Origin of the sequence: Microseira wollei NIES-4236 (genome assembly GCF_020521235.1) — a bacterium.
GTDB classification, from domain to species: Bacteria; Cyanobacteriota; Cyanobacteriia; order Cyanobacteriales; family Aerosakkonemataceae; genus Microseira; species Microseira wollei.
Genome location: NZ_BLAY01000737.1, coordinates 1 through 255, shown reverse-complemented (window position 1 = coordinate 255; position 255 = coordinate 1). Strand labels below are relative to the sequence as shown.

The 255-nt window shown below is 49.4% G+C and carries 1 protein-coding gene; it reads right to left on the bottom strand.

Annotated elements, in window-relative coordinates; genetic code table 11:
• Positions 1-65: 65 nt before the first annotated feature.
• Positions 66-255: hypothetical protein (locus MiSe_RS50390; protein ID WP_226595138.1), on the bottom strand; the 190-nt coding region annotated here is incomplete at its 5' end.

Genomic DNA, 255 nt, shown 5'->3' with positions numbered 1-255 from the left:
ACTAACTTTGAGCTTGTACCCAAAGGTTGTATGATGCCGCAGGTTTTGTAGGGGCACGGCTGACACTAACTTTGAGCTTGTACCCAAAGGTTGTATGATGCCGCAGGTTTTGTAGGGGCACGGCTGATACTAACTTTGAGCTTGTACCCAAAGGTTGTATGATGCCGCAGGTTTTGTAGGGGCACGGCTGACACTAACTTTGAGCTTGTACCCAAAGGTTGTATGATGCCGCAGGTTTTGTAGGGGCACGGCTGA